Below are 23,256 nucleotides of genomic sequence, written 5' to 3'. Positions count from 1 at the left end.
TCCACATCCCGTGTTCCGTTTGACCCCCAGCTAGCTATAGAAGGAGCGCCATCATGGCCTTCACCCAGGAAGAAATCGTCGAAGGTCTCGCGGAGATCGTCAACGAGATCGCCGGCATCCCGACCGAGGACGTCCAGCTCGAGAAGTCCTTCACCGACGACCTGGACGTCGACTCGCTGTCCATGGTCGAGGTCGTCGTCGCCGCCGAAGAGCGCTTCGAGGTGAAGATCCCGGACGAGGACGTCAAGGGTCTGAAGACCGTCGGCGACGCCGCGAGCTACATCCTCAAGCACCAGGCCTGAGCCTGACGAGCGTTTGTCGCCACCTGGCGGTGGCGCCGTGACAATTCACCCCCTGAAACGTGGAGAAAGAATTCCTGTGAGCCCGACCAATCGCACCGTGGTCGTCACCGGTATCGGCGCAACCACTCCGCTGGGTGGCGACAGCGCTTCGACCTGGGAAGGTCTGCTTGCCGGCCGTTCCGGCGTAAAGCCCCTCGAGGGTGAGCGCTTCGCCGAACTCCCGGTCCGCATCGCCGCCACCGCCGCCGTGGACCCGAGCGAGGTCCTCCCCCGGCCGCTGGCCCGCAAGCTGGACCGCTCGGCCCAGTTCGCGATCATCGCGGCCCGCGAGGCGTGGGCCGACGCCGGTTACACCGCCCCGGCGGGCGAGGACGCGTCCATCGCGCCCGAGCGCCTGGGCACCGTCATCGCCTCCGGCATCGGCGGCGTGACCACCCTGCTCGACCAGTACGACGTACTGAAGGAAAAGGGTGTGCGCCGGGTCTCCCCGCACACCGTCCCCATGCTCATGCCCAACGGCCCGTCGGCCAACGTCGGCCTGGAGGTCAACGCCCGCGCGGGTGTGCACACTCCGGTCAGCGCCTGCGCCTCCGGCGCCGAGGCCATCGGCTACGCCGTCGAGATGATCCGTACCGGCCGTGCCGACGTGGTCGTCGCCGGCGGTACCGAAGCGGCGATCCACCCGCTGCCGATCGCGGCCTTCGCCAACATGATGGCGATGTCCAAGAACAACGAGAACCCGACCACGGCCTCCCGTCCGTACGACAAGGCCCGCGACGGCTTCGTCCTCGGCGAGGGTGCGGGCGTCGTGGTCCTGGAGTCCGCCGAGCACGCCGCCGCGCGCGGCGCCCGGGTCTACTGCGAGGTGCTGGGCCAGGGCCTGTCCGCGGACAGTCACCACATCGCGCAGCCGGAGCCCACCGGCCGCGGTGTCTCGGCCGCCCTGCAGAACCTGCTCGACAACACGGGTCTGGACCCGGCCGAGCTGGTCCACGTGAACGCGCACGCCACGTCCACCCCGCAGGGTGACACGGCCGAGCTGAAGGCCCTGCGCAAGGTGCTGGGCGACGACCTCGACCACATCGCGATCTCGGCCACGAAGTCGATGACCGGTCACCTCCTGGGTGGCGCGGGCGGCATCGAGACCGTCGCGACGGTGCTGGCGCTGTACCACCGGCTCGCGCCGCCGACGATCAACCTCGACGACATCGACGACGACATCGACGCGGACATCGTGCGCGACGAGCCCCGCAAGCTCCCGGCGGAGGGCCCGATCTCCGCGATCAACAACTCCTTCGGCTTCGGCGGCCACAACGTCTCGCTGGCTTTCAGGACCGTCTGAGTCTGCCGCTGACACGTAGAAGGCCCGCCCGGGTGTCCCGGGCGGGCCTTCGGCATGTCCGGGGCTCAGACCACCTGGTGGAGCCAGCGCACCGGGGCGCCCTCGCCCGCGTAGCGGAAGGGTTCGAGCTCGTCGTCCCAGGGTTTGCCGAGGAGTTTGGCGATCTCCGCCTCCAGGTCCGTCTCGCCGTGAGCGGACCGGGCGAGGGCGGCGCGCAGCCGGTCCTCGGGGATCAGGATGTCGCCGTGCATGCCGGTGACGGCGTGGAAGATGCCCAGGTGCGGGGTGGAGCTGTAGCGCTCGCCCTCGGCGGTCGGACAGGGTTCCGCGGTCACTTCGAAGCGGAGCAGGTGCCAGCCGCGCAGGGCGGAGGCGAGTTTCGATGCGGTGCCCGCCTCGGCCTGCCAGGAGAACTCGGCTCTCCAGGTGCCCGGGGAGGCGGGCTGACGGATCCAGTCGAGGTTCACCCGCACCCCGAGCACCCCCGCAACAGCCCATTCCACGTGCGGGCAGAGCGCGCGCGGTGCGGAGTGCACGTACAGGACTCCACGTGTCGTCACCGGGACCTCCAGTGTGGGACGAGGTCGGGAATAAACTCCAGAAAACGGACAGTATGTGACGTGATGTAATGTAACGGAAATTACTTGACATTGCGTTGCGGGACTTGCGGCCGAAACGCCACGGGAAAAAGCTACCGTGCGCCGGGGGTCATGGTGTGACGTACGGTCGCTCCGAGGCCCGTAAACACAGAGCATTCACTCAGCAGGACGCCCCCGAATGATGCGGGGACGACGAGGAGGGACCTTTCGCATGCGCACCACCGCCCCACGCCGCCGCGCGCGTCGGACCTCTGCGGGCGCGGGCGCGGGCGTGGCGGCCGCCCTGGTGCTCCTGGCGGCGGGTGCGCTGACCGGGTGTTCGGCGGACGGGGCGCAGGCCGGGGGCGAACGCGGTGCGCAGGCGGCCCCGCGGTGGAACATCGCACCGGCGTCGGTCGCCGCCGTGGGCGACTCCATCACGCGCGGTTTCGACGCCTGTTCGGTGCTGGCCGACTGCCCGGAGGCTTCCTGGGCCACCGGTGACGACCCCGAGGTGCGTTCGCTGGCCGCCCGGCTGCTCGGTGAGGCCGAGGTGCCCGCGCGCAGCTGGAACTACGCGGTGACCGGCTCCCGGATGGCGGACCTGCCGGGCCAGCTCGCCTCGGCCGCCGCGCACAAGCCGGGCCTGGTCACGGTGATGGTGGGCTCGAACGACGCCTGCCGGCCCTCGGCTTCGTCGATGACTTCGGTGGCCGCCTTCCGCTCCGGCTTCGAGAAGGCGCTGGCCGGCCTGCGGGCGGCCTCGCCGACCTCGCAGGTGTACGTCTCCAGCGTCCCGGACCTCCAGCGGCTGTGGAAGCAGGGCAAGGACGACCCGATGGTGCGCCAGGTGTGGAAGCTGGGCATCTGCCAGTCGATGCTCGCCGATCCGACCTCGGCGGCCGCCGGTGCGACGGCCCGGCGGGAGCAGGTGCGGGCGCGCGTGGTCGAGTACAACGAGGCGCTGCGCGAGGTCTGCGCGAAGGACGAGCTGTGCCGCTACGACGGCGGCGCGGTGTTCCAGTACCCCTTCTCGGCGGAGCAGTTGAGCCGCTGGGACTGGTTCCATCCGGGCAAGGACGGACAGGCGCGGCTCGCGGAACTGGCGCACCGACAGGTGACCTCCGCCGAGCCTCCGCGTTGACGCGGTGAGGAGAACGGACCGGGGGCGGGTGTCAGGGCCCGCCCCCGGTCCAGTGTGTGGATCACCTCTGCGTGGGGTGATTTCCGGCCATTACAGGTCGAGGGCCGCCGTCAACCGCGTGTCGCCGTGCGAGCGGCCCACGCGGATCTCGTAGCCGCCGCCGATCCGCTGCCAGGAGTGCGAGGTCTCGTCCCAGATCTCGAAGGCGCGCTCCGGCAGGGCGATCTCCACCTCGACGCTCTCGCCGGGTCCCGCGGTCACGCTCGCGAAGCCCGCGAGCCAGCTCGCCGGTCGCAGGGCGGTGTCCGCGAGGGGGGCCAGGTAGACCTGTACGGTCTCGCGGCCCGGCCGGGTGCCGGTGTTGGTGACCCGGACCGTCGCCCGCGTGGGGGTGGCCTCCAGGGACTCGTAGGCCCAGTCCGTGTAGCCGAGGCCGTGCCCGAAGGGGAAGGCCGGGGCGATCCCGTGCTTCTCGTAGGCCCGGTAGCCGATGAAGAGCCCCTCGGTGTACTCCAGGCGCCCCTCGGTGGGGGTGACTTCGGTGACCGGCGCGTCGGCGAACTCGGCGGGCCAGGTCGTGGGCAGCCGCCCGCCCGGCTCGGCCGCGCCGAGGAGTACGTCGGCCAGCGCGGCCCCGCCCTCCTGCCCGGGGAACCAGGTCAGCAGGACGGCGGCCACGTCCTCGCGCCACGGGAGTTCCACCGGGGAGCCGGCGTTGACGACGACCACGGTGTTCGGGTTGACCGCGGCGACGGCGCGCACCAGGTCGTTCTGGCGGCCCGGGAGGGTGAGGTCCTTGCGGTCGAAGCCCTCGGACTCCACCCGCTCGGTGGTGGCGACGACCACGACGGCGGTGTCGGCGGCGCGGGCCGCCTCCACGGCCTCGGCGATGAGCTCGTCGGCGGAGCGCTGGGGGCCCAGGTGGAGGAAGGAGAACATGATGGCCTTGAGCGGCAGGGCCGTCACGTCGGGGACCTGGTAGGTCAGCGAGACCTCGACGGCTTCGCCCTCGGTGAGGGTGAGGCGGGCCCGCTCGTTGGGTGCGCCGAAGAAGGCCTCGAAGGGGTCGGCCTCGTTGCCCATCTGCTGGACGCCGTGCCAGCGGACCTCCCCGCCGACGGCGAGGCTGAAGGCGCCGAGTCCGCGGGTGCCGAATGCGTGCTCGCCGCTCTCGCGCGGGACGAACGTGCCGACGACCTCGATGCTCGCCATCGTCTCGTACGTGACGCCCTCGGGCAGGTCGTCGCCGATCCACTGGAGCTGCCCGGTGGGCAGGGAGCCCGTGCCGAGGACGGCCCCGGAGGCGTCGCGGCAGATCGCGCGCAGCTCGAAGCCCTTGTCGGCGGGGGTCAGTTCGTCGCTGGGGTCGGCGCCCACGGTGAAGGTCAGCGCCCCGTCGGGCAGGGCCTCGGTGAGCCCGTCCAGCGGGGAGACGATCCGCTCGGGGAAGACGGTGGCGGAGCCGCCGCCGAGGACGCGGGCGTCGCGGGCGGCGGCGCCGATGAGGGCGACGGTGCGGCCGGCGGACGCGTCGAGCGGGAGCACCGGCCCCTCACCGGACACGGCCTCGTTGCGTACGAGGACGAAGCCGCGGGCGGCCAGCTCGCGGGCCAGCGCCTGACCGTCGATGGGGGCCGGGGTCTCGCCGACCACGGCGGGGGCGCCCTCCAGGATGCCGACGCGGGCGGCGAGGCGCAGGACGTTGCGGACGGCGTCGTCGACGGCGGACTCGGGGACCTCTCCCGAGCGGACTGCTTCGGCGAGCGGGGCGCCGTAGACGGAGACGGGGCCGGGCATGACCACGTCGAGGCCGCCGAGGATGTCGCCGGCGGTGGAGCGGGCGGCCATCCAGTCGGAGACGTTGGCGCCGTCGAAGCCCCATTCGGCGCGCAGGACCTCGTTGACCAGGTGGGTGTTCTCGCTCATGAACACACCGTTGACCCGGTTGTAGGCGGTCATGATGCCCCACGGGTGGGCGTTGGCGACGATGGCCTCGAAGGGGGCCAGGTACAGCTCGCGCAGCGGGCGCGGGGCGATGACGCTGTCGACGGTGAACCGCTCGGTCTCGGCGTCGTTGCCCACGAAGTGCTTGACGGTGGTGCCGACGCCGCCGTCCTGGACGCCGTTCACGTAGCCGCTGCCGACCGCGCCGGTGAGGTACGGGTCCTCGGAGTAGCACTCGAAGTGCCGGCCGCCGAGCGGGGAGCGGTGCAGGTTGACGGTGGGCGCGAGCAGGACGTGGACGCCCTTGCGGCGGGCCTCCTGGGCGAGGAGGCGGCCGGCCCGGCGGGCCAGCTCGGGGTCCCACGCGGCGGCGAGCGCGGTCGGGGAGGGCAGGGCGATCGACGGGTCGTCGGCGGTCCAGCGCACCCCGCGCACCCCGATGGGGCCGTCGGAGAAGACCAGGGACTTCAGTCCGATCTCGGGGACGGCGGGCAGGGACCACATGTCCTGACCGGCCAGCAGCCGGGTCTTGGTGTCGAGGTCCAGCTTGCCCAGGGCCGTCTCTACGGCGTCGTTGCGGACCTGATCGGCATCGGTCACGGCCATGCCTCCTCGTTGGGTGCGGGTGCGCGGTGCGGCGCGGTGACCCCATGGTGGACCCGTTCCCTGTAGAGCGGTAGGGTTCGTAATCTGTTCGTGATATTCCGGATACGGATGCGGTCATGCCGTACGGTCCTGCTGGCAGGTGTGGAACGGAAGGGGTGGCGGGGCGATGGTCAGGGCCAGAAGTGAGGAACGGCGCGTGGAGATCGTCCGCGCCGCCCTCGAGGTGATCGCCGAGCGCGGCTACCGCGGCGCGGCCCTGGGCACGGTCGCCGAACGCGTGGGCCTGACCCAGCAGGGGCTCCTGCACTACTTCCCGACCAAGGAGGCCCTGCTGGTCGCGGTCCTGGAGGAGCGCGACCGCTGGGACACCGGCGGCGGCACCCGCGCGCTGGCCGACGCCTGGCGCCCGGACCTGCTGGCCTCGCTGGTGGAGTACAACGCCATGCGCCCGGGCATCGTGCAGACCTTCTCGGCGCTGCTCGGCGAGAGCGTCACCGACGGCCACCCGGCGCGGGAGTTCTTCGCCGAGCGGTACGCACAGGTGCGCTCGGCGATGGCGGACGTGCTCCGCGCGGAGTACGGCGACCGGCTCCCCTCGGGCCTCACCCCCGAGCAGGCGGCCCCGCTGCTGGCCGCCGTGATGGACGGCCTCCAGTACCAGTGGCTGCTGGCCCCCGAATCCGTGGACATGCCCGGCGCCTTCCGCGCCTTCCTGGACCTGATCCAGGGGCCCCGGGCCTGACTCCGGGCCCGGCTCCGGGCCTGACCGCGGGGCCGATCGCGGGGCTGGCATGCTGGGCCGGGTGAAGATCGCTGCCGCGCAGCTGAGCTGCGCCCCCGCCGACGTCTCCGCCAACGCCGTACGGGCGGCCGCGCTCGCCGTGCGGGCCCGTCAGGAGGGCGCCGGGCTGGTGGTGTTCCCCGAGTTCACCCTGACCGGCTACGAACTGGCCGCGCTCGGCGCCGACCCCGGCCTGTGGCTGGCCGATGCCGAGGATCCCCGGCTGGACCCCGTCCGCTCCACCGGGATCGCCACCGCCGTCAACGTCGCGCTGCGCACGGACGGCCCCCGGCCCGTCATCGCGACCCTGGTCCACGACGCGGACGGCGCGCACGTGACCACGTACGCCAAGCAACACCTGTTCCGCCACGAGCAGGAGGTCTTCACCGCGGGGACGGTCCCGGGCCGCTTCGAACTCGGCGGGATCCGCTTCTCCCTGGGGATCTGCTTCGACAACCACTTCGCGGACGTGCCCGCCGCGGGCGCGGCGGCCGGCTGCCGGGTCCACCTGGCGAGCTCGCTCTACGGCACGGGCGACGGCATCGCCGAGCGGGCGGCGGTCCACCCGGGCATCGCCCGGGACTTCGGGATGTACGTGGTGCTCGCCAACCACGTCGGACCCGCCGGACCGTGGACGGGCTGCGGGGGCGCGGCCGTATGGGCGCCGGACGGGAGCCTGCTGGCCGAGGCGGACGCGCACACGCCGTCGGTCGCCGTGGCGGAGGTGCCGGCGGAGGTGCCCGTGGAGGTGCAGGCGGGGAGCCGGGACGGGGGCCGCTGACGACCGCGGCCCCGGCTGACGGGGCGTCCGAGGACGCACCCGCCGGGCCGGGGCCGACAGTTCAGCGGATCAGTGGTTCAGCGGTTCGCGGTTCAGCGGACCTGGGTCACCCGTGGGTGGCGGTGGGTTTCCGCTCCCGGCTCCGGAAGGGATCCGGAAAGGTCCGCCGGGCCCTGCGCCCCGCCGGCTCCGGGCAGTACGCCGGGCGGTGCGAGTACGGGCGTCCCGTCGGCCACGCGGTCCCGCATCAGTCCGGGCACCACGAGGGCGAACGCCGCCACCGTGTAGGCACCGGTCCAGAACACCCAGCCGCCGGGCGGGGCCCAGTGCGCGGCGTACGGGATCACGGGGCCGCTGATCCCGACGGCGAAGCGCCGCAGGGTCCAGTAGAACGCCGCCGCGTTGCCCAGGGCGAGCAGGGGCAGGGAGTAGCCGACCAGCCTGCGCAGGGGGAAGCCCTTCTCCGGCATCCGGCGCGCGAGGATCAGCACCGCCATCAGCGGCAGGCCGACGGCGAACGGCAGCAGGTAGCGGCCCTGCCAGACCAGGCCGATCTTCGACGCCTGTGAGGTCTGTCCGACCACCGGCACGATCACGATGGCGATCAGCATCCCGAGCAGCGCCATCGTTTCGCGCTTGCGGCCGTACATCAGCCCCAGCACGGTGACCGCGCCGATCACGCCGAGCCAGGCGTACCAGGTGACGAGCGGCGCCGGGGTGTCGAGCCAGCCGAAGAAGCCGAGCATCTGCTGGATGTACATCTCGGTGGCCCCGAGGGTGCGGCGGGCCGCTTCCGTCGTGGTGAGGTACTTGGGGATCTTTATGACCGAGTTGTCGGGGTGCGCGGCCGCCCACGCGAGCGCCCCGACCGTGGCGAGGCCGAGCAGCCCCGTCCAGAGCCACATCGCCTTGCGGCGGAGCACCGAGCGCAGCACGCCGCGCTCGGCCAGCAGCAGGCCGAAGCAGACCGCGCCGGCGAACCAGATCAGTCCGAGCGGCCGGATGTTGATCAGCACCAGGCCGCCGATGCCGGCCCGCGCGAGCCTGCGGTTCAGCAGCTGGGGATCGGGCGACATGAGGATCGACAGCAGGGCCGTCCACACCAGGATTCCGGCGGCGATCTCACCGCCGCTGGGGTTGACCATGCCGGCCATGAACAGGGCCATGGGCGTCGCCGCCGTGAAGACGCCGAGCAGGGCCAGCGAGCGTCCGCGCCGCCATTCGGAGGCCGTCACCACGGCACTGGCCAGCAGCAGCGAGCAGAACAGCGCCGACATCAGGCGCATGAGGTAGAGCCCCTTGGTGCCCTCCACGAGCAGGCTCGGCCAGCCGGTCATCAGGTAGTACGCAGGGTGGTAGCGGCCGGCGGCGGTGGGGACCTCGACGATGGTGTCCGAGGACCCGATGGCGGGCGCGCAGGAGGCGGGGGTGCCCGCGTGCCACGAGTAGCACTCGTGGTGCTTGGGGAGATCCGAGTACCACTCCGGGAGCTGCACGCCGGTCTCGGCGAAGTCGCCCTTGATGCCCGCGACGATGTGCGGAACCATCACCTCGGAGCCGTTGATCTGCCCCCGGGCGACGGCCGCCGCCCGGATGAAGTGGGCGTGCTCGTCGGGCGAGGCGCCCAGCGGCGTCGCGGCCGACCAGCTGGCCGCGATGGTGAAGAAGAGGACGAAGCTGACGGCCCAGAGCCTCTTGGGGGTCCGGGCCGACCAGTCGGCCAGCCGCGTCAATGCGGAGATCATGTCGTCCTCGTGATCATCTGATGTATGTCAGCCAAGTCTGATCGCCGTCCTTGGAGCACTTGTGCTCGGGGGCGAATTGGGGGCACTTTCCGTTCATCTGCCGAATCGTGTGCGACACGTAGGGCAGGATCCGGTAGGTCCCGTCCTGGGCCGGCATGTACCGGTCGGCCATCGAGGACGACACCGTTCCGAGCAGGAGCAGCAGGGCGCACAGGGTCCCGATGACGGCCCCCTCCCGGCCCGGCAAGCCCCGTCCCCGTACGGCCGTGGCGTCACCATTGTCCAATGTGCGCCGTTCGGCCAGCCGCTGCGACACCAGGTGGGCGACGAGTGCGGCGAGGATCAGCCCGCAGTAGAGCAGCTGGTTGTTGGTGCGCGTGTAGAGCTGGACGGTCTGCGTCTCGTACATGTGCGAGGCGATGTACATGCGCATCAGCCAGGCGGACACGAACATCGCCGTGATGGTGACCACCATCGGCTTGCGCAGACCCAGCCAGATCGCGATGCCGAGACATATGAAGGTCACCAGGGCGAACAGGCCGACCCCGCCGAACTCGCCGGGCGGCGGCCAGTCTCCGACCTTGCCCGGCATGTCCGTGCGCCACATCAGGTAGTAGGCCGGGTCGGTGAAGGTGTCGAAGCGGAAGTTGAAGTCCTTGGTCTCCTGGCCCTCGGTCAGCATGACCACCAGGTACTGCCCGGCCACCGCCATGAAGGCCGCCAGGGTGACGCCGAGGAACGCGGCGCCCTTGGCCCGGCCGGTCTTCCACGGGAAGTACAGGGCCGCGGCGAAGAAGACGCCGGCCGCGCTCCACAGGAACCAGCCGGAGTACGTGAGGAAGAGCACACCGATGAGCGCGCCGAAACCGGCGGCCTTGAGCAGCAACGGCCGCCAGTTCCCGGTGCCGCTGCGGCGCAGCGCCACCACCAGGGCCACCAGGACCGGGACCAGCACCACGAGGACCGTCTGGGCGTACGGCTTGTACGCGTCGATCAGCGCGAAGGCCGGTACGACACCGAAGGCCAGCGCCCGCAGCGGGCTCAGCAGCAGCCGCCAGGCGAAGTAGACGAACGGCCCGAAGAAGGCGGCCCCGAGGATCTGGAGGTCCTTGAAGGCGTAGGCGGTGTTGCCGCCGTGGAACCACTCCGCGTAGTACCCGAGGGTGAAGAGCGGTGCGGGCGGGTAGACCGGGGAACCGGAGGGCTGCCCGTTGGCGACCGCGTGGGCCCACTCGACGATCCGGCCGCTGTCGCCGTTGAGGCCGAACATCGGCCACGGCGTGCCGTGGAGCGCGACCACCGCTCCCGCCGCGACGAACCCGCTGGCCAGGCCGGCGAGGGCGGCCGCGGAGATCCGGGTGGTGAGATCGAAGTGGCGGCCACCGCGCAGCCGCATCGCGAGCACGACGGCGCCGATGAAGAGCAGACCGATCAGGGCGAACCGGAACTGGATCGCGGCCAGGCCGCTGACCTGGGCGATGCGGTCCAGCGGATCGAGCTTGAAGCCCACGGCCATCATCGGGAGCACGAGCGCCCCGCCGAAAGCCACGACGGCTTCCACGAGCAACAGGGCGCCCCGGGAACGGAGCACTCCACGTGCGGGGCCCGAAACGGGCCGGGCGCGCGTGGCAGGCCCACTCGCGGGACCCGAGCGCACAGGCTCCAACCCCTCGGTACTGACTCTCACGTGAAGGATGTCCCTACTGCTGGTCGGTGCACAGCGCTGTGGCCGGTCGTCTCTCAGCAAGGCACTGTCCGGCTCGGACCCCGAACGACCGATGCTCCGGACAAGGGCGCGGGCTCTAGGACGGTGGGGGACAGCTTTGAATCTTGCCGCTTGTCATCCTATCGGGTGGCGCAGGAGCACCGCGGAGTCCCGGCAGAAGCCCCGCACCCCCGGGCGGGGTCGCGTACGGGAGGACACGACTCCGGAACCCGTACGGAAACAGGGCCCGGAGCGGCCGGAAATCGGCCCGCCAGGGCCCTGGACGAGGCCCTGGACCGCCCGGCCTCCCCACCCCCGGGGGCGGGGACCGGCCCGGCCGCGACAGGGTGCCAGAAGACCCTCCAGCCCTCCCCCACACCCCATCTGACCTGGGCTTTCTTCTTGATCACCGATAAAATCGGGGACAGCTGAAAGGGGTTCGGATGGACCGGAACATACGCAGTGTCGACGACGTGCTCGCCCTCATGGACGGCCTCTTCGCACCGGAGGCCGACCGCTGGACCGCCGGCGGCTCCGCCTGGTGGGACGGCTTCTACGCGGACCGCGAGCGGCCGGTGCCGTTCTTCGCGGCGAAGCCCGACGAGAACCTCGTCTCCTGCCTCGACCGCGGGCTGGTCCCCGCGGGCGGCCGCGCCCTGGACCTCGGCTGCGGCCCCGGCCGCAACGCCCTGCACCTGGCCGCCCGGGGCTTCGAGGTGGACGCCGTCGACCTCTCTCCGACGGCCCTGGCCTGGGCCGGGGAGCGCGCCCGCGCCGCGGGGGCCCGGGTCCGCTTCCACCAGGGCGACGCCTTCGGCGCGGCCGGCGCCGGGCTCGTGGGCCCGTACGACCTGATCTACGACTCGGGCTGCTTCCACCACCTGCCGCCGCACCGCCGGGTCAGCTACCTGGACCTGCTGGACCGGCTGCTGGCCCCCGGCGGCCGCTTCGCCCTGACCTGCTTCGCCTCGGGCGCGATGGGATCCGAGCTGTCCGACGCGGAGTTCTACGGCCGGGCCCGGCTCGAAGGCGGGCTCGCGTACACGCCGGAGGCGCTGCGCTGGGTCTTCGACGACCTCACCGAGGTGGAGCTGCGCCGGATGAACGACGAGCCCGAAGCCTCCGGCTCCTTCGGCGAGGCCTTCCTCTGGACGGCGCTGTTCCGCCGCCCGGAGTGAGGGCCCGGCCCCTTCCTCACATCGGGACCGGCTGGGCGGCGTCGGTGAGCAGGTGCTTCGCGCCCCACGCCCCGAGTGCCTCCAGGGCCCCGTTCAGCTCGTGGCCGAGCGGGGTCAGCGAGTACTCCACGCGCGGCGGGACCTCCTCGTAGACCTCGCGGTGGACGATGCCGTCCGTCTCCAGTTCGCGCAGCTGGGCCGCGAGCACCTTCTCCGAGACCCCCGGGACCAGACGGCGCAGTTCGCCGAAGCGGCGCGGGCACTGCTCCAGCTCCCACAGGACCGACACCTTCCACTTGCCGTCGATCACGGACATCGCCGCGGCGATCCCGCAGTGATCCGCGCCCGGCCGCTGAGTCATTGCCATCACGCACCCCTCCCCACCTGTTCGCTCACCTCGGGGTAACCACCCACTCCGAAGTGCGTACTTGAGCACCCGACGGCCCTGAACCAGGCTAAACGGCATGACCGACACCAGCACGAAGACCCCGCTCACCCTCCTCGGACTCGGTGCGATGGGCACCGCCCTCGCCCGTACCTGGCTCGCCGCCGGGCACCCCCTCACCGTCTGGAACCGCACCCCCGCCAAGGCCGAGGCCCTCGCGGCCGAAGGCGCCGTCGTCGCCGCGAGCCCCGCCGAGGCGGTGGCCGCGAACGGCCTGATCGTGGTCTGCCTGCTGGACCACGCCAGCGTCGGCTCGGCCCTGGAGGGCCTGGACCTGACCGGCAAGGACCTGGTCGACCTGACCACCGGTACGCCCGCCGACGGCCGCGCCCGGGCCGCGTGGGCCCAGGAGCGCGGGGCCCGGTTCCTCGACGGCGGGATCATGGCCACCCCGTCGATGATCGGCGCCCCCGCAGCGGGCGGGTACGTCTTCTACAGCGGCTCCCCCGCCCTGTTCGAGGAGCACCGCAGCGCACTGGAGGTCCCGGCCGGCGCCCGCTTCGTCGGCTCCGACCCCGGGCACGCGGCCCTGCACGACGTGGCCCTGCTGAGCGCCATGACCGGACTCTTCGCCGGGATCTCGCACGCCTACGCGCTGATCGAGGGCGAGGACGTCTCCCCGAAGGACCTGGCTCCGCTGCTGACCGAGTGGCTGGGGGCGATGGGCTTCTTCGCGGGCGCCGCCGCCGAGCGGCTGGTCTCGGGCGACTTCACCACGGGCGTCGAATCGAACCTGGCCATGCAGGTCACGGCGAGCGCCACCTATCTGCGGACCGCCGCTGAGCAGGGCGTCAGCGCCGAGCTGATCAGTCCGTACCTGGACCTGATGCGCGAACGCCTGGAAGCCGATCCGGCGGCCCACTCCGGCGAGGACACCACCGGGGCGATCACCCTGCTCAGGAAGCGCTGAGCCGCTTGCCCGCCGCCTGCGCCTGGCCCTGAGTCTGGCCCTGGCCCTGGCCCAGAGCCTGGCTCTGCCCCTGCCCCTGCCCCTGCCCCTGCTCGTCCTGCTGCTCCGCGTCGTCGCCCACCAGGTCCCGGACCATGAGCGTCGCCCCGGCCACCGCGCCGGGCATCAGGAACACGGCGACGAGCGGTACCAGGAAGGACACCACGAGCGGCACCCCGAAGCCGAGCGCCATCATCCGCCGCCCGCGCAGCAGCGCGAGCTGCTCGGTGAGCTGGACCCGGCGGCGCATCAGGGCGACGGAAGTGAGCTCCTGGGCGAGGAAGAAGCCGGAGACGCAGAAGCCGAGGACCGGCACCACGGTCTGTCCGATCACCGGGACGAAGCCGAGCGCGAAGAGCAGGATGCCGAAGAGCAGCACCCGGCCCAGGATCCGCAGGCTGTCCCGGGCGGAGATCCACAGCTCCTGCGCGAGGGTGAGCCCCGACTCCGGGACCTCGCCGCCCTCGGTGCGGTCGACCTGCTCCGAGAGGGACTCGTAGAACGGCTGGCCCACGAGCAGGGTCACGGCGGTGAAGGTGATCACCGCGAGGAAGAGCCCGAGGCAGAAGACCAGGGCGGTCAGGAATCCGCGGAAGAGGCCGAGCCACGGGGAGGACCAGTCGTCGGCGAAGGGGGTCGCCCAGGCGGTCAGGTCGTCGGCGCCGTAGCCGAGGCCGATGAGCGCGCCGGCGTACAGCACCAGGGAGACCAGTCCGGGCAGCAGCCCGAAGCCCAGCCACCTGCCGTGGCGCAGTACCCATCGCTGTCCGGCCAGCAGGTAGCCGAATCCCCCCGCAAGATCACGCATGGTGCCAGTTTAGGGCGGGCGCCCGGGGCGGGGGACGCCGGGCATGTCGAAGGCCGCACCCCGGTGCCTGGGTGCGGCCTTCGATGTACGGACGTACCGGATGAACCGGGACGAGCCGGTCGAGCGGGTCGGAGATCAGACCGCGAGCTCGACCGTGATGTTGCCGCGGGTCGCCTTGGAGTACGGGCAGACCTGGTGGGCCTTCTCGATGAGGTCCTTGGCGGTGGCGGCGTCCACGTTCGGGATGGAGGCCGAGATCTTGACGATGATGCCGAAGCCGTCGTCGTTCTTGCCGATGCCGACCTCGGCGGTGACCGTGGAGCCGGAGATGTCGGCGTTCTCGTTGCGGGCGACGACGCCGAGCGCACCCTGGAAGCAGGCGCTGTAGCCGGCGGCGAACAGCTGCTCGGGGTTGGTGCCCTCACCGCTGCCACCGAGCTCCTTCGGCGGGTTCACGACGACGTCGAGGCGACCGTCGTTGGTGGCGACGCGACCGTCACGGCCGTTCTCGGCGGTGGCAATGGCGGTGTACGCGACGTCGGACTGCTGGATGGACATGTAAGGAAATCCTCCTGGTAAATCGCCGGGACTCGCGCCCACGCGTCACGGCGGTGTGGAGTGAGCCTAACCGGTGAAAGAAACGATCATCTTTCCGGTGTTGTCACCGCGCAGCATTCCGAGGAAGGCGTCGGCGGCGTTCTCCACGCCCCGGACGACCGTCTCGTCGGCGACGAGCTGCCCGGAACGCAGCCAGCCGGACACGTCCTGGACGAACTGCTGCTGCAGTCCGGCGTGGTCCCCGACCAGCACGCCCTGCAGGCGCAGCCGCTTGCCGATGACGAGGGCGAGGTTGCGCGGGCCGGGCACGGGCTCGGTGGCGTTGTACTGGGCGATCGCCCCGCACAGGGTGGCCCGGCCGTGGACGTTCAGGGAGGAGATGGCGGCTTCCAGGTGGTCCCCGCCGACGTTGTCGAAGTAGACGTCGATGCCCTCGGGGGCGGCGTCCTTGAGCTGCTCGGCGACGGGGCCGTCCTTGTAGTTGAAGGCGGCGTCGAAGCCGTACTTCTCCGTGAGGAGCGTCACCTTCTCGGCGGAGCCGGCGGAGCCGATCACCCGGGAGGCGCCCTTGATCTTCGCGAACTGGCCGACGAGGCTGCCGACCGCTCCGGCGGCGCCGGAGACGAAGACGGAGTCGCCCTCCTTGAAGGAGGCGACCTCGAAGAGCCCGGCGTAGGCCGTCAGGCCCGGCATGCCGAGGACGCCGAGGTAGGCGGAGAGGGGGGCGAGCGAGGCGTCCACCTTGGTGGCGTGCTTGGCGTCCAGCTCCGCGTACTCGCGCCAGCCCAGACCGTGCAGCACGTGGTCGCCGACCGCGAAGCGCTCGTCGGCCGAGGCCACGACCTCGCCGACCGCGCCGCCGTCCATGGGCTTGTCCAGCTGGAAGGGCGGGATGTAGGACTTCACGTCGTTCATCCGGCCGCGCATGTACGGGTCCACGGACATGTGGAGGTTGCGGACCAGAATCCGGCCGGCGGCGGGCTCGGCGTTCACCGGTACCTCGCGCAGGGCGAAGTCCTCGGCGACGGGCCAGCCCTGCGGGCGGCGGACGAGGTGCCACTCACGGCTGACGGCGGGGATCTCGGACATGGCGTCACTCCTGGGGAGGGGGAAGTGCAAAATGCTTCAGGACGTGAAACAACCATGCGCCTGGATATTTCATGTTGTCAAGTAAATGGGTACGCTGGATCCATGCCCAGCCGTCGCGCAGACCCCCTGACCCTCGAGGTCGTCGAGCTCATCGGCGACGTCGTGACCCGCTACCACCAGGAGTACGAGCACGCGGCCTCCAGCCACCAGCTCACCGGTGCCCAGGCACGCGTGCTGAACCTGCTCTCCCTGGAGCCGATGCCGATGCGCAAGATCGCGCAGAAGCTGCGGTGCGAGCCGTCGAACATCACCGGCATCGTGGACCGCCTGGAGACCCGCGGGCTGGTCGAGCGCCGCCCCGACCCGGCCGACCGCCGGGTGAAGCTGGCCGCGCCCACCGAGGAGGGCCTGCAGACCGCCGACCGGCTCCGCGAGTCCCTGGACTTCGCCCGGGAGCCCCTGGCCGGGCTCTCCCCGGCCGAGCGCGCGGTGCTGCGGGACCTGCTCAGGCGGATGCTGGGCTGAGCCCGGGACAGCCCGCGGGGCCGTCCGCGGGCCGTCAGGGCCTCAGCAGAAGATCCACCAGCAGTCGGGCGTGGCCGTCGGGGTCGGCTTCGGATTGGGCCTCGGCTTCCCGTCGGGCTTCTTCGGGCCCGGGGGCTTTCCGGGAGTCGCGGAGCCGCTGGAACCCGATGGGGTCGGAGCAGCGGACGTGGGAGTCGGGGAAGCACTCCGCGACGGCCCGCTCGATCCGGAGACGGAGGCCCCGGTCCCGCCGGTGCTCCGCCCGGTCCCGCCCGGCTTCGCGCCCCCGGCCGTGGCCTTCGTCGAGCCGGTGCCCTGCCCCTTCGCCGAGGCCGTCCCCGTGGGCGGGGCCGGATCCTCGGTCAGGCCCGGCAGCGGAGCCGGCTCCGCGGGACCCGCGTCGTCGGTCAGCACCACCGTCGCCGCCCGGTCGGTGCGCTCCCCGTCGGTCGCCAGCCGGGCCAGGCCCAGGGTCGCGGCGGCGGCGAACATCAGCCCGAGGCCCACGGTGAGCGCGGTCCGGCGGCGTCTGCGGTGCCCGGCGCGGCGCCGGTCCGCGGCGCGGCTCTGGGCCCGGCCCCGGCCCCGGCCGTCTCCGCGCTCCCCGGACAGCACGACGAGCGAGTCGGCGTACACGTCGGCGAGCGCGGCCGGGTCGCTTCCGAAAACGTCGGCGGAGCCCGGGGCGGGCGCGGCGGGCGCGGCGGATATCAGGCGTTCGACCGGGGTACCGCATCCGGCGCACGCCAGCGCGCCGTTGAGGTACCTGCGGCAGGCGATGCAATAGTCCATGGCGCCCCGCAGGCTACGCGTTCGCTCACAACGGCCGTGTACCGGGATCGTGAGGATCTTGTGTGGAAGGGTGGGGTGCCATGACGAGGACGCCGGGGACACCGCCCCTCACCCCGGGCCCCTTCGGCCCCACGGGCTTCCAACTGGTGCTGCTGCGCCGGATGGCGGACTTCCAGCCGGGCCTCGCGGAGGAGGCCCGCATGCGGCTCGGCGCCTCCCTCGCCGAGCAGCGGGAGGCCAACAAGCGCTGGCAGGCCATGGTCCGTTCGCCGCGTTCGCGGGGCGCCCTGGCCCGCTACCGCTCGGTGCTCGGCCCGCCCGAGGCCGTCTCCTCCCGCACGATCGGCGATCTGACGTGCGAGGCCCTGCTCTGGCCGGTGCCGCTCTGGCCCGGCCTGCGCTTCGAGGTGCTCGCCGCGCCGGACGGGGCGGTCTGGAACGAGTGGCTGGTCCGGGCCCCGGGTGCGCCCGGCCCCGTACTGGAGTCGCCCGAAGACCTGCTGCCCTGGTCGGCGACGGTCGACGAGGTGGCGCGGGCCTTCGCCCCCGTCCGCCCCATGGAGGGCACCGCGCCGACGCGGTGGCGGCTGGCGTTCACCGCGTCGGGGCGGGCGTGCGTCGCGGAGTTCACGTACGGCCTGCTCCAGGAGGTCTCCGTACAGCCCGATCGGCAAGACACCCCCTAGGAGCGCAGGAAGGCCCGTACGCCCGCCGAGGTGGGGTCGTCCCCGAGCAGGTCGTTGTGCTTGAGGCAGCCGACCGGGGTGTTGGTCGCCCCGGTGAGCGGGACGCTGTCGTCGGGGTTGATGACCTCGTCGCAGTTCGACCAGAAGGTGGCGTAGCGCACCGCGCCGGGGGTCTCGTCACCGGAGTTCAGGTTCTTCACCACGTAGGAGCCGGGGGTCATGTCCCGGCAGGCCTGGTCCCACAGGGCGCAGGCCCAGGCGGTGGAGGTGCCGCGGTTGGGGCCGGCGAGGGAGACCCAGCGGTCGACGTACGGGGCGCCGCCGCCGAACTTCACGTACCAGCGGGTGACCAGCGAGCCGAAGGAGTGGGCGACGAGGTCCACCCGGGCGGCGCCGGTCTGCCGGCGCACCTCGGCCACGTAGGCGGCGAGCCGTCCGGAGAGGACCTCGTTGACGGACTGGTGGGTGTCGTAGCCGAAGGAGAAGAGCTCGGAGTCGGCGTATCCGTCGGCGCGCAGGTCCTCGCGCAGGGAGCCCCAGACGCCGGGGTCGGCGTTGTAGCCGTGCACGAACACCACCGGATTGCGCGCACCGGCCGCTCCGGAGGACGCGCCGGCCGGTCCGGCGGGCGCACCGGAGGCCTGGGCCGGGAGCGCGGGCGCCGCGAGCAGGGCCAGGCAGAGCATCAGCAGCGCGAGCAGCCGCTGGCGGACCGTCAGCATCGAGTCCCCTTTACCTTGTTACGCACGAGTAGCACGTTCGGTGCGGGCATGGTCGCGCCTGGCGTCGCAGAATTCCACCCCCGTGCAGCACCCACCGGCACCCCTCGTGACCCTTCTGTATCTCAAGACACCCCCCACTCAGAGCATCAAATCGGGCAATACGGGTAATTCACCCGAGAAGATACGAAGTGTGACCGGCACCCGCCGGTCTTCTTGCGTCAGCGCTCTCGGGAGGATCTGCCGTGACCGTCAGTCTTGAGCAGTTGCGCCGCTGCCACGTGGCAGTCGACCTCGGAGCGGCCAGGACCCGCGTCTACGTCAAGGGCCTCGGCCTGGTCGTGGACGAGCCCAGCGTCGCCGCCGTGAACACGCGGACCGGTGCACTCATCGCCGTCGGCACCTTCGCCGAGCGGATGACCGGCCGCACGCCCGACTACATCAGGGTCGTCCGCCCCGTCTCCGGCGGCACCGTCGTGGACATCGAGATGGCCCAGCGCATGCTGCGCCACCTCCTCGGCGAGAAGCTGCGGCGCGCCCTGCGCCGCAAGCCCCGGCTGCGGGCCGCCGCCTGCACCCCGCACGATGCCGACCCGCTCGCCCAGCGCGCGGCGGTGGAGACGATGGTCGGGCTCGGCGCCCGGCGCGTCGAACTCGTCGACACCCTGATCGCGGCGGCCGTCGGCTGCGGACTGCCCGTGGAGCAGCCGACCGCGACGATGATCATGGTGTGCGGGGCCGCCGCCACCCAGGTCGCCGTCCTCTCCCTCGGCTCCATCGTCACCGCCGTACGCATCCCGGTCGGCGGCGAGGCCATCGACCACGCCGTCGTCCAGCACCTGCGCCACGCGCACGAGCTGATGCTGCCCAGCCAGGCCGTCCGCCCGCTCCAACTGGCCCTGCACGGCAACGGCATCACCGCCGGCGGACCGACCTCCACCCTCATCCACGGCCGCGACGTGGCCACCGGCCTCGCCCGCTCCGTCCACGTGGACACCGCGGCCGTCCGGGACGCCATCCACACCCCGCTGACCGCCGTCCTCGACGGCATCGGCAAGGTGCTGCGCGACTGCCCGCCGGACCTGGTGGCCGATCTGACCGACCGAGGGATCATGATGGTGGGTGGCAGCGCCCTGCTGCCGGGCCTGGACCAGATGCTCCGCGATGCCACCGGAATGCCCGTGGCCATCGCCGAACGTCCGGACGTCTGCGCGGTACTGGGCCTCGGCATGATGCTCGAAGGAAAGATCGCCCCCATGGTTCTGAACCCCCTGGCCGAATGACGCACGCCGAGTCGTCCACTCCGCCACCCGGGGACGGGAAGGGTGTCGCCGCCCGCCAGGCCGCGAGCCTGCCCGTCCTCCTGGAGGCGGTCCTCAGCGTCGGTTCCGAACTCGAACTACGGACCACCCTCCAGCACATCGTGGATTCGGCGACCGACCTGTGTGCGGCACGCTACGGAGCGCTCGGGGTCGTCGACCCCGAGCGCGCCCGGCTGACCGAGCTGTTCACCTCCGGCATGACCGAGGCCGAGAGGGCCGCGATCCCGCACCTGCCGGACGGCCGTTCCGGCCTGCTCGGCGCCCTGATCACCGATCCGCGCCCGCTCGTGCTGGAGGACCTCGGCCAGGACCCCCGTGCGGCGGGCTTCCCGCCCGGACACCCCCCGATGAAGGGCTTCCTCGGCGTGCCCATCCGGGTCCACACCGAGGTCTTCGGCAACCTCTACCTCACCGAGAAGCAGGGCGGCGGCCCGTTCACGGACGAGGACCTCGCGCTGGTGCGCGTCCTGGCCTCGCAGGCGGGGATAGCGATCGGCAACGCCCGGCTGTACGAGACCGCGCGCCGCCGGGAGCGCTGGATCGAGGGCGCCGCCGCCGTGACCACCACCCTGCTGGCGGGCCGGCCGGCCGCGGACGCCCTGATGTGCGTGGCCGAACGGGCCAGGCTGCTGGCCGACGCCGCGGCCGGGGTCGTCCTCCAGCCGACCCCCGAGGGCGGCATGGAGATCGTGGCCGCCTCCACGCACGGGGACCCCGGAGACCTGGTGGGCACGGCCATCGCCCCGGGCTCGGCGGTCCTGGAACAGCTCCTGGGCGGGGAGCCGGTGTTCATAGAGGACTCGGCGACGGACCCCCGGATGACCACGCACGTACGGGAGCGCTTCGGCCCCAGCATGATGCTGCCCCTCCAGAGCGGCGGCCAGCTCATCGGCACGCTCGCCCTGCCGCGGGTCCGCGGCGGCCCCGCCTACGACGCGGTCGACCGGCTGCTGGCCTCGCAGTTCGCCTCCCAGGCCGCGCTGGCCCTGGTCCTGGCGGACGCACAGCACGACCGCGAGCAGCTGGCCGTCTACGAGGACCGGGACCGCATCGCCCGCGACCTCCACGACCTGGTGGTCCAGCGGCTGTTCGCGACGGAGATGATGCTGGAGAGCACCCGGCGGCGCTCCTCCAAGTCGCCCGCCGGGGACACGGTCGGCGAGGAACTGGGCCGCGCGGTGGACGAGCTCGACTCCACCATCCAGGAGGTCCGCACGGCCATCTTCGCCCTCCAGCAGCCGCCGACGGACGCCCCGACCACCTTCCGGGGCCGGGTCCTGCGGGAGACCGGCGGGGCGGCGGTCCTGCTGGGCTTCCAGCCGTCGGTGCACTTCGCGGGGACGGTGGACGCGCTGCTCCCGGACCCGGTCGCGGGCGAGCTCCTCGCCGCCCTGCGCGGTGCGCTGGCCGCGGCGCACCGGCGTGTGGAGGTCACCTCCATCGAGGTCGAGGTCGACGCGGTCCCCGCCCGGGTCCGCCTCACCGTCTCCGACGACGGCCGCACCGAGTCAGGCACCCGAGGCACCACCCTGACCTGGGAAGCCCCGCTCTGACCCCGAGGGGCGTGCGGGTGGACCCTGCGGGGCCGTCCCCTACCCGCCCTTCCACCGTTCCCCGGGCTCCGCCCGGACCCGTTGCCGCGTGCGGCGCCGTTCCCGGGGGCCAGCCCCCGGACCCCCGCTCCTCAAACGCCGGAGGGGCTGGATTTTCGCCGGGGCTGGATTGCCCGCAGGGCAATTCCAGCCCCGCCGGCGTTTGAGGCGCGGGGTCCGGGGCGGAGCCCCGGGGAACGGGCGAAGGGTGGGTAGGGGACCGCCCCGCAGGGCTGCGTTCCCGTGCCGCGCGAGCGGGCCACCAGGGCGGGACCCGTACGCTGGCGGCGTGACGACCCGCCCCTCGGCCCGCGCCGCCATCGCCTCCGCCACCGACCCCGGCAGCTTCACCGAACTCCCCGCCCCGCCCGGGGACTCCGCCCCCGACGGCCCCCTCGGCTGGGCCGGGTACGACGACTCCCGCGCCCGCGCCACCGCGCGGACCGGCGAGGACGAGTCCGTCGTCACCGGCACCGCCCGCATCGGCGGCTACGAAGCCACCGTGATCGCCTTCGAGTTCGGCTTCCTCGGCGGCTCCCTCGGCCACCGCACCGGCGACCGGCTGGAGGCGGCCTACACCCACGCCCGCACCCACCGCCTCCCCCTGGTCTCCCTCATCGCCACCGGCGGCTCCCGCATGCAGGAGGGGATGCTCGCGCTGACCCAACTGCAGCGCGTGGCACGCCAGTCCGCCCTCACCCGCGCCGCGGGCCTCCCGCAGATCGCCGTCCTGCGCGACCCCACGACCGGCGGCGGCTGGGCCACCCTCGGAGCGGGGGCCGACGTGATCCTCGCGCTGCCCGGGGCGCAGGTCGGGTTCGCCGGGTCCCGGGTGCGGCCGCCGGACGCGGATCCGGCCGCCTACACCGCCGAGGGGCAGTACGCCGCCGGGCACGTGGACTCCCTCGTCCCCGCCCCGCAGCTCCCCGCGACCCTGGCGGCCTGGCTCCGGGTGCTGGCCGCGCCGCGCTCCGCCGAGCCGGTGGAACCCCCCGCCGCGCTGGCCGACGTAGAGCTGCCGCCGACGGGTTGGGACGCCGTCCTGCAGGCCCGTCACCCCGGGCGGCCGCGCGCGGAGCAGTACCTGGACTCCTACTTCGAGCTCCGCCTCCACCTCTCCGGCGACCGGGCGGGCGGCACCGACCCCGGGATGCTGTGCGGGTTCGGGCTCCGGGAGGGCCGGGCCGTGGCCTACGCCGCCCAGTGCGGCACGGCCACCCGCCCGGCCGGGTACCGTACGGCGGCCCGCGTCGTCCGGCTCGCGGACCGGCTCGGGATCCCGGTGCTCACCCTCGTGGACACGCCCGGCGCGGCCAACGACGCCGCCGCCGAGCACGCGGGCGCGGGCGCGGCCATCGCCGACGCCTTCGCGGCCCTCGCCTCGGCCGCGGTCCCCGTCACCACCCTGCTCATCGGCGAGGGCGGCTCGGGCGGCGCCCTCGCCCTGGCGGCGCACGGCAACACCTGGGTCACCCCGGACAGCTACTTCTCGGTGATCGCCCCCGAACTGGCGGCGGCCATCCTCAAGCGCCCCGCGGAGTCGGCCCCGGCGACGGCGGACCAACTGCGCGTCCGCCCGCAGGACCTGGTCGCCCTGGGCGTCGCCCGCGGCATCGTCTCCCCCGCGAAGGAGGGGTCCCGCTGAGGCCGGGCGCTTGACGACGG

At 72.6% G+C, this 23,256-nt stretch carries 22 protein-coding genes; 12 read left to right on the top strand and 10 right to left on the bottom strand.

All coding sequences use genetic code 11. The annotated features are described in order from the left end of the window. The first annotated feature begins 53 nt into the window (after positions 1-53). Together OG898_RS19265 and fabF are read left to right on the top strand one after the other, a co-directional pair. On the top strand, positions 54-302 hold the full coding sequence (locus OG898_RS19265) for an acyl carrier protein (protein WP_243329395.1): 249 nt from the start codon (positions 54-56) through the stop codon (positions 300-302). A gap of 76 nt (positions 303-378) precedes the next feature. Then, positions 379-1,644 carry a beta-ketoacyl-ACP synthase II gene (gene fabF, locus OG898_RS19260; RefSeq protein WP_266958252.1) on the top strand — a complete coding sequence of 422 codons (1,266 nt, stop codon included), beginning with the start codon at positions 379-381 and terminating at the stop codon, positions 1,642-1,644. 65 nt (positions 1,645-1,709) lie between these two features. On the opposite strand, the gene OG898_RS19255 is transcribed toward fabF, so the two are convergent. Continuing rightward, positions 1,710-2,204, bottom strand: a complete 495-nt coding sequence (locus OG898_RS19255) for a DUF3145 domain-containing protein (protein ID WP_243329390.1) — start codon at positions 2,202-2,204, stop codon at positions 1,710-1,712. Between the two features lie 250 nt (positions 2,205-2,454). Between OG898_RS19255 and OG898_RS19250 the strand changes: the two genes are divergently transcribed. After that, entirely contained in the window at positions 2,455-3,366 is a 912-nt protein-coding gene (locus OG898_RS19250; protein WP_250745574.1) for an SGNH/GDSL hydrolase family protein, read from the top strand. A gap of 90 nt (positions 3,367-3,456) precedes the next feature. On the opposite strand, the gene OG898_RS19245 is transcribed toward OG898_RS19250, so the two are convergent. Then, positions 3,457-5,916 carry a beta-glucosidase gene (locus tag OG898_RS19245; protein ID WP_266958250.1) on the bottom strand — a complete coding sequence of 820 codons (2,460 nt, stop codon included), beginning with the start codon at positions 5,914-5,916 and terminating at the stop codon, positions 3,457-3,459. 166 nt (positions 5,917-6,082) lie between these two features. On the opposite strand from OG898_RS19245, the gene OG898_RS19240 reads away from it, so the two are divergent. Next, positions 6,083-6,658 carry a TetR/AcrR family transcriptional regulator gene (locus OG898_RS19240; protein WP_266958248.1) on the top strand — a complete coding sequence of 192 codons (576 nt, stop codon included), beginning with the start codon at positions 6,083-6,085 and terminating at the stop codon, positions 6,656-6,658. A 61-nt stretch (positions 6,659-6,719) separates the two neighbouring features. Continuing rightward, positions 6,720-7,478 carry a carbon-nitrogen hydrolase family protein gene (locus OG898_RS19235; RefSeq protein WP_266958246.1) on the top strand — a complete coding sequence of 253 codons (759 nt, stop codon included), beginning with the start codon at positions 6,720-6,722 and terminating at the stop codon, positions 7,476-7,478. A 92-nt stretch (positions 7,479-7,570) separates the two neighbouring features. Here OG898_RS19235 and OG898_RS19230 read toward each other — a convergent pair whose 3' ends face one another. Continuing rightward, positions 7,571-9,223: a DUF2142 domain-containing protein gene (locus tag OG898_RS19230; protein WP_266958244.1), complete on the bottom strand. Its 1,653-nt coding sequence runs from the start codon at positions 9,221-9,223 to the stop codon at positions 7,571-7,573. A gap of 13 nt (positions 9,224-9,236) precedes the next feature. Continuing rightward, on the bottom strand, positions 9,237-10,772 hold the full coding sequence (locus OG898_RS19225) for a hypothetical protein (RefSeq protein ID WP_250745579.1): 1,536 nt from the start codon (positions 10,770-10,772) through the stop codon (positions 9,237-9,239). Positions 10,773-11,371: 599 nt separating this feature from the next. Between OG898_RS19225 and OG898_RS19220 the strand changes: the two genes are divergently transcribed. Continuing rightward, positions 11,372-12,106, top strand: coding sequence for a class I SAM-dependent methyltransferase (locus tag OG898_RS19220; protein ID WP_266958242.1), 735 nt, complete (start codon positions 11,372-11,374; stop codon positions 12,104-12,106). A 16-nt stretch (positions 12,107-12,122) separates the two neighbouring features. Here OG898_RS19220 and OG898_RS19215 read toward each other — a convergent pair whose 3' ends face one another. Beyond that, positions 12,123-12,473: a helix-turn-helix domain-containing protein gene (locus OG898_RS19215; protein ID WP_266958240.1), complete on the bottom strand. Its 351-nt coding sequence runs from the start codon at positions 12,471-12,473 to the stop codon at positions 12,123-12,125. A gap of 97 nt (positions 12,474-12,570) precedes the next feature. Between OG898_RS19215 and OG898_RS19210 the strand changes: the two genes are divergently transcribed. Next, positions 12,571-13,461 carry an NAD(P)-dependent oxidoreductase gene (locus OG898_RS19210; protein WP_250745583.1) on the top strand — a complete coding sequence of 297 codons (891 nt, stop codon included), beginning with the start codon at positions 12,571-12,573 and terminating at the stop codon, positions 13,459-13,461. On the opposite strand, the gene OG898_RS19205 is transcribed toward OG898_RS19210, so the two are convergent. The 3 genes from OG898_RS19205 to OG898_RS19195 form a co-directional block, all read right to left on the bottom strand. Next, the gene (locus OG898_RS19205) at positions 13,448-14,308 is read right to left on the bottom strand and encodes an EI24 domain-containing protein (protein WP_266958238.1); all 861 of its coding nucleotides are present in this window, start codon (positions 14,306-14,308) and stop codon (positions 13,448-13,450) included. The genes OG898_RS19210 and OG898_RS19205 overlap by 14 nt on opposite strands. Before the next feature lie 135 nt (positions 14,309-14,443). Further along, on the bottom strand, positions 14,444-14,866 hold the full coding sequence (locus OG898_RS19200; RefSeq protein ID WP_250745585.1) for an organic hydroperoxide resistance protein: 423 nt from the start codon (positions 14,864-14,866) through the stop codon (positions 14,444-14,446). Between the two features lie 66 nt (positions 14,867-14,932). Then, positions 14,933-15,955 (bottom strand): NADP-dependent oxidoreductase, encoded by a 1,023-nt coding sequence (locus OG898_RS19195; RefSeq protein ID WP_250745586.1) that lies wholly within the window; start codon positions 15,953-15,955, stop codon positions 14,933-14,935. A 102-nt stretch (positions 15,956-16,057) separates the two neighbouring features. Here OG898_RS19195 and OG898_RS19190 point away from each other — a divergent pair, with 102 nt between their 5' ends. Further along, the gene (locus OG898_RS19190; RefSeq protein WP_250745587.1) at positions 16,058-16,480 is read left to right on the top strand and encodes a MarR family winged helix-turn-helix transcriptional regulator; all 423 of its coding nucleotides are present in this window, start codon (positions 16,058-16,060) and stop codon (positions 16,478-16,480) included. 42 nt (positions 16,481-16,522) lie between these two features. Here the strand turns inward: OG898_RS19190 and OG898_RS19185 are convergent, their stop codons facing one another. Next, the gene (locus OG898_RS19185; RefSeq protein ID WP_266958235.1) at positions 16,523-17,272 is read right to left on the bottom strand and encodes a hypothetical protein; all 750 of its coding nucleotides are present in this window, start codon (positions 17,270-17,272) and stop codon (positions 16,523-16,525) included. Positions 17,273-17,352: 80 nt separating this feature from the next. Between OG898_RS19185 and OG898_RS19180 the strand changes: the two genes are divergently transcribed. Continuing rightward, positions 17,353-17,958: a hypothetical protein gene (locus OG898_RS19180; RefSeq protein ID WP_266958233.1), complete on the top strand. Its 606-nt coding sequence runs from the start codon at positions 17,353-17,355 to the stop codon at positions 17,956-17,958. On the opposite strand, the gene OG898_RS19175 is transcribed toward OG898_RS19180, so the two are convergent. Continuing rightward, positions 17,955-18,680, bottom strand: a complete 726-nt coding sequence (locus OG898_RS19175) for a triacylglycerol lipase (protein ID WP_266958231.1) — start codon at positions 18,678-18,680, stop codon at positions 17,955-17,957. The two genes, OG898_RS19180 and OG898_RS19175, sit on opposite strands and share 4 nt — an antisense overlap. Positions 18,681-18,922: 242 nt before the next feature. On the opposite strand from OG898_RS19175, the gene OG898_RS19170 reads away from it, so the two are divergent. The 3 genes from OG898_RS19170 to OG898_RS19160 all read left to right on the top strand — a co-directional run bounded on the left by OG898_RS19170 (position 18,923) and on the right by OG898_RS19160 (position 23,236). Then, positions 18,923-19,960: a rod shape-determining protein gene (locus OG898_RS19170; protein ID WP_250745591.1), complete on the top strand. Its 1,038-nt coding sequence runs from the start codon at positions 18,923-18,925 to the stop codon at positions 19,958-19,960. Next, positions 19,957-21,552: a GAF domain-containing protein gene (locus OG898_RS19165; protein WP_250745592.1), complete on the top strand. Its 1,596-nt coding sequence runs from the start codon at positions 19,957-19,959 to the stop codon at positions 21,550-21,552. Before OG898_RS19170 ends, OG898_RS19165 begins: the two co-directional genes overlap by 4 nt. Before the next feature lie 328 nt (positions 21,553-21,880). Then, positions 21,881-23,236 carry a carboxyl transferase domain-containing protein gene (locus OG898_RS19160; RefSeq protein WP_266958229.1) on the top strand — a complete coding sequence of 452 codons (1,356 nt, stop codon included), beginning with the start codon at positions 21,881-21,883 and terminating at the stop codon, positions 23,234-23,236. The last annotated feature ends 20 nt before the right edge of the window (positions 23,237-23,256 follow it).

Source organism: Streptomyces sp. NBC_00193 (assembly GCF_026342735.1).
GTDB classification, from domain to species: Bacteria; Actinomycetota; Actinomycetes; order Streptomycetales; family Streptomycetaceae; genus Streptomyces; species Streptomyces stoeckheimensis.
The sequence above is the reverse complement of the archived record's forward strand: the minus strand, read 5'-3'. Positions and strand labels throughout refer to the sequence as shown.